Here is a 4,859-nt window from a genome sequence, read left to right on the forward strand (position 1 = left end):
ACGCCATCGAAATGAGGGGTCCCTCTTGGACGCCGATCACCCCGCTAAGGGGGTCCCTTTTGCACGCCGATCCACACGCTTGGCGCAACGGTCGGCTGTCCCTGGATGCCGACTCGGTGGTCGCGCTCAGGAAGCACCTGCGCCCGGAGGGGGAACTGCGCGAGCTGGTCGCCTTGCTACTTCCCGGCGAGGTCAGTCCGGAGCTGTGGCAGCGTGCGCTGGCGGGGCGCAAGGAGCGTCCTCGCCGCCAAGCCAAGGCGCTTCAAGGACGACGACCTGAACAGCGGCATGACGCTGGGAAGGTCGTAGAGACTGGTGCTCTCGGTCGAGAAGGCGAGGGGCCGGGCGAGGAGAGAACCGGCACGCCCGAAGACCGAGCCCGTCGCCACCGCGCATCTTCGGCGAGCATTATCGATGTCCCGGCGCGGTCGGCGCCTCTATTCGAGAGTGTTGTCTGTTCAAGACGCGAGGTCGCGACGATAGGCGCTGTTCAACCGATCCCAATCGATGAACTCGACCCTAAGCTTTTGCAGATTTCGATACTGCGCGAGCATCGAGACGAGCCCGTAGGAGTCGGCGACGCCGACGGTGGCATGTCCCTTGATCGAGTTTGCCACGCGCGCCGGTATTTCGCTCAATTCGGCACGATCGGTGAACTCGTGCCGCATCGAATGGAAGACATAACGAACGTCGTCGGTCACGGCCTTGTCGATGTATCGGTTCAGGCGATTACTGAGCGTCTTGACGAACGATGCTGCAGACTTGCCGTCGAAGTCGAACAGCGTCGTCTTTCCTGCAGCCCGGCGACGCGCGACATAATCGTCAAAGCCGAGCTCAATCAGCCTCGGATGGATAACGACGAAACGTTCGGAGCTTTCGTTCTTCGTGCTCTGACCGGCGCCCGTCCCCGTGATATGGACGTAGGTAAAGCTACCTTCGTACTCGTCGCCATACGTCCGTCGCATGTCGCACGAGTGCACGTCCCCGAGTGCGACTTGGCCGAACTCTCTCAGCCGCGGTCCGCTCACGACGCCGAACAGGAACGACCAGTAAAGCTCGTCCTGAAAGACGTATGGACCGGGAACATGCCGCTTAGCAGGTGCCCGACCCGCACATCCGGTGAACAGGGGAGAGTCGAACAGCTTCTGCATCATCCCCGATGTGAGCGAAAGTCGCGGCTTCTTCTGTCGGCTCCTCTTTTTGGAATAGCCGCGGATGGGCACACGCTCAGCGACGTTAACGCCGGTCCCGGTTTCCTCAACCACCGCGCTCAGGATTTGGCTCAAGGCCCCGACATCCTTCTTCACCGTGCCGGGTGCCAGCCTCTCGGGTTCGGAATCCTCCTTACTGCCGTCCTCCCACTCCTGCAGCACTCTCCGGTATGCCTCGATTGCTTCCCTAAAGGTGAGACCCGACGCCTCGAGTTTAGACAGCCGAAGCCGTGGCGGCATATCCGCTATCAAGTCGCGGAACTCGAGGACATGCTTCCGCTCAATGTCGACGAGGACCATGTCGCCGAGCAGCGCGACGAAGCGGCTGATGCCTCGCTTCGCTTCGACGACGGCGGAGTCGCCCGGCGCGCGCGCCTTTATCCATGCATCCAGCGCCTTGTTCAGCGGAAACGCCCATGCACCTGTCGGCCTAACCTTCGGCTGCCCGGCGGCATGCGTCGACGGCGGGGTGCCGGGTATCGTTAGGATCGCTTCTACGGCCGCTTCGGCATGGGTCGGCCAACTTGTGAAGACGTGCTCAACCAGTCGCCGCAGGTATGCCTCTGCGACGGCTCCATACACGTCGTCGCGATCGAGCTTAAGCTTCGGTATTACCGAACTCATATAGCTCACCGCGAACCAGATCGGCTTGAAGACGCGGCGTTCCAGCAGGAGCGCCGCAAGCCTGCGGTAGAGGATGCCGTCGGTCTTGCCGGTGCCCTCGAACAGCGAGGCGCGCAGGCGGAAGACTTCGCGCTCGTCTTCGTCCTCAATCGACGGCACCGGCTCATGGGCGGGCACCCTTTCCCTTGCTGACCAGTCGCCCCAAGATTGCGGGTCGCCAAGTGGCGCGGCGGGCTCCCAGGAGTCGATCACAGTCGAGGCGAGCAGGCCGAGCTGCTCAGCGATTACCTTGTCCATCGAACCGCGGACGGTCGCCAACCGCTCGAACGCGCGATCAAGGTGCACAAGGGCGTCGACGATTGCGCGCCGAGCGTTCCCCTCGCGCAATTGACTTATTTCGGCGGAGAACTTGGCGACGAGTTCGGCGCGCTTGGTTCTCGCCACCGCTGGGTCGGTTGTCTTGAGGGATTGAGTCCACTCGCGCTTGCCCACGAGGTGCCGGATGTCCGGCGGCACGCTCATCCGGAACTGCTCGAACTTCGAACCATCCCGCTTCACCGAATGCGACATGCGACGCCCCATTTGTAGCACCCATCTGTAGCACCGGGCACCTAACGAAGCATTGATTTCGCACCTTTTCCGCTGCTCTCAGCGACTTGGGCGAGAGCTGGTGACCCCTACGGGAATCGAACCCGTGTTTTCGCCGTGAGAGGGCGACGTCCTAGACCGCTAGACGAAGGGGCCGTCGCGGGAGACGGGCGGGTAAGGGACGCCGCGGCGGGCGTCAAGCCGCCTGGCGGCGCGCGTCCAGCTCCTCGTTGAGCATCTCGGCGAGCAGGAAGGCGAGTTCCAGCGATTGCGACGCATTGAGGCGCGGGTCGCAATGGGTGTGGTAGCGATCGGCGAGGTTCTGTTCGGTCACGTCGATCGCGCCGCCGGTACATTCGGTCACGTTCTGTCCGGTCATCTCGGCATGGATGCCGCCCGCGTGCGTGCCCTCCGCGCGATGGACGGCGAAGAAGCCGCGCACCTCGGCGAGGATGCGCTCAAACGGCCGGGTCTTGTAGCCCGTCGCCGACTGCATCGTGTTGCCGTGCATCGGGTCGCATGACCAGACGACGGGATGCCCTTCGCGCGTCACCGCGCGGACGAGGCGAGGGAGGGCAGCTTCGATCTTGTCCGCGCCATAGCGGGTGATCAGCGTGATCCGGCCGGGCACGCGGCGCGGATTGAGCGTATCGAGCAGCCGCAGCAGCGCATCCGGCTCCAAGCTAGGTCCGCACTTCAGCCCGATCGGGTTGCCGATGCCGCGCAGGAACTCGACATGCGCGGAGCCCGCGAACCGCGTGCGGTCGCCGATCCACAGGAAATGCGCCGACGTGTCGTACCAATCGCCCGTCAGCGAGTCCTGCCGGGCCATCGCCTGCTCATAGGGAAGCAGCAGCGCCTCGTGGCTGGTGTAGAAGGCGGTCTGGGCCAATTGCGGGACCGTTTCCGGATCGATCCCGCAGGCGCGCATGAAGTCCAGCGCGTCGCCGATCCGATCGGCCGTCTCGCGGTACTTGCGGCTCCACGGGCTGGAACCGAGGAAATCATGGGTCCAGCGATGCACCTGGTGGAGGTTGGCATAGCCCCCTTGCGCGAAGGCGCGCAGCAGGTTGAGCGTTGCGGCGGCCTGCGAATAGGCGCGGATCATCCGCTGCGGGTCCGGTCGGCGGCCCTCGGCGGTAAAGGCGATGTCGTTGACGTTGTCGCCGCGATAGGCGGGCAGCGTGTCGCCCGCCTGCGTCTCGGTCGGCGCCGAGCGCGGCTTGGCGAACTGGCCCGCCATGCGGCCGAGCTTCACGACCGGCAGCTTGGAGGCATAGGTCAAGACCACGGCCATCTGCAGGATGACGCGGAACGTGTCGCGGATGGTGTTGGGATGGAACTCGGCGAAGCTTTCCGCGCAGTCGCCACCCTGAAGCAGGAAGCCGCGACCCGCCGACACTTCCGCCAGCGCCGCCGTCAGGTTGCGCGCCTCGCCCGCGAAGACGAGCGGGGGATAGGAGCGCAGCGTGTCGGTCGCGACGCGCAAGGCGGCCGCGTCGGGATAGTCGGGCTGTTGGCGCGCGTCGTGCGCGGTCCAGCTGTCGGGGGCCCAGGCGGGCATGGCACAACCTTGCTCTGTTCGAGCCGGCCCATGCGCCAGCGGGGGGCAAAACGCTAGTGGCCGTCCACCGCCGCCAGGATCGCGCGGCCATAGGCGGTCTTCTTGAGCGCCTCGCCCGCGGCGCGCGCCTGATCCGCCGTGATCCAGCCCTGTTCGAACGCGATCTCCTCCAGGCAGGCGACCTGGATGCCCTGGCGATGCTGGATGGTGCGCACGAACTCGCCGGCCTCCAGCAGGCTGTCGTGCGTGCCCGTGTCGAGCCAGGCATAGCCGCGGCCCATCTGCTCGACGAACAGGTCGCCCGCCTCCATGTACAGGCGGTTGAGGTCGGTGATCTCATATTCGCCGCGCGCGGAGGGGGCGAGGTCGGCGGCATAGTCGAGCACGCGGTTGTCGTAGAAATACAGGCCGGTGACCGCGCAGTTGCTCTTGGGTCGCGCGGGTTTCTCCTCCAGCGAGATGGCGCGGCCGTCCCCGGCCAGCTCGACCACGCCGTAGCGCTCCGGATCCTCGACGCGGTAGGAGAAGACGGTGGCGCCCTCCGCGCGCGCGACGGCGCTCGCCAGCAGGTCGGTCAGGTGCGCGCCGAAGAAGATGTTGTCGCCCAGCACCAGCGCGACGCGATCGTCGCCGACGAAATCGCGGCCGATGGTGAACGCCTGCGCCAGCCCTTCCGGGCGCGGCTGCTCGGCATAGTTCATCCGCAGGCCCCAGGCGCCGCCATCGCCGAACATGCGCCGATAATTGTCGAGGAACTCCGGCGACGAGATGATCAGCACGTCGCGGATGCCGGCCAGCATCAGCACCGACAGCGGATAATAGATCATCGGCTTGTCGTAGACGGGCAGCAGCTGCTTGTTCACCGCCAGCGT

3 protein-coding genes and 1 tRNA gene are annotated in these 4,859 nt (G+C 65.3%); all 4 read right to left on the reverse strand.

All coding sequences use genetic code 11. The annotated features are described in order from the left end of the window. Positions 1-458: 458 nt before the first annotated feature. Positions 459-2,405, reverse strand: a complete 1,947-nt coding sequence (locus HUU95_RS08435) for a DUF6538 domain-containing protein (RefSeq protein WP_174279716.1) — start codon at positions 2,403-2,405, stop codon at positions 459-461. Between the two features lie 98 nt (positions 2,406-2,503). Then, a tRNA-Glu gene (locus HUU95_RS08440) sits at positions 2,504-2,579 on the reverse strand. A 40-nt stretch (positions 2,580-2,619) separates the two neighbouring features. Next, the gene (locus HUU95_RS08445) at positions 2,620-3,987 is read right to left on the reverse strand and encodes a class II 3-deoxy-7-phosphoheptulonate synthase (RefSeq protein ID WP_174279717.1); all 1,368 of its coding nucleotides are present in this window, start codon (positions 3,985-3,987) and stop codon (positions 2,620-2,622) included. Between the two features lie 53 nt (positions 3,988-4,040). Then, the coding region (gene rfbA / locus HUU95_RS08450; RefSeq protein ID WP_174279718.1) for a glucose-1-phosphate thymidylyltransferase RfbA at positions 4,041-4,859 on the reverse strand (819 nt) is incomplete at its 5' end.

Source organism: Sphingomonas bacterium, assembly GCF_903643065.1.
Lineage (GTDB): Bacteria > Pseudomonadota > Alphaproteobacteria > Sphingomonadales > Sphingomonadaceae > Sphingomonas.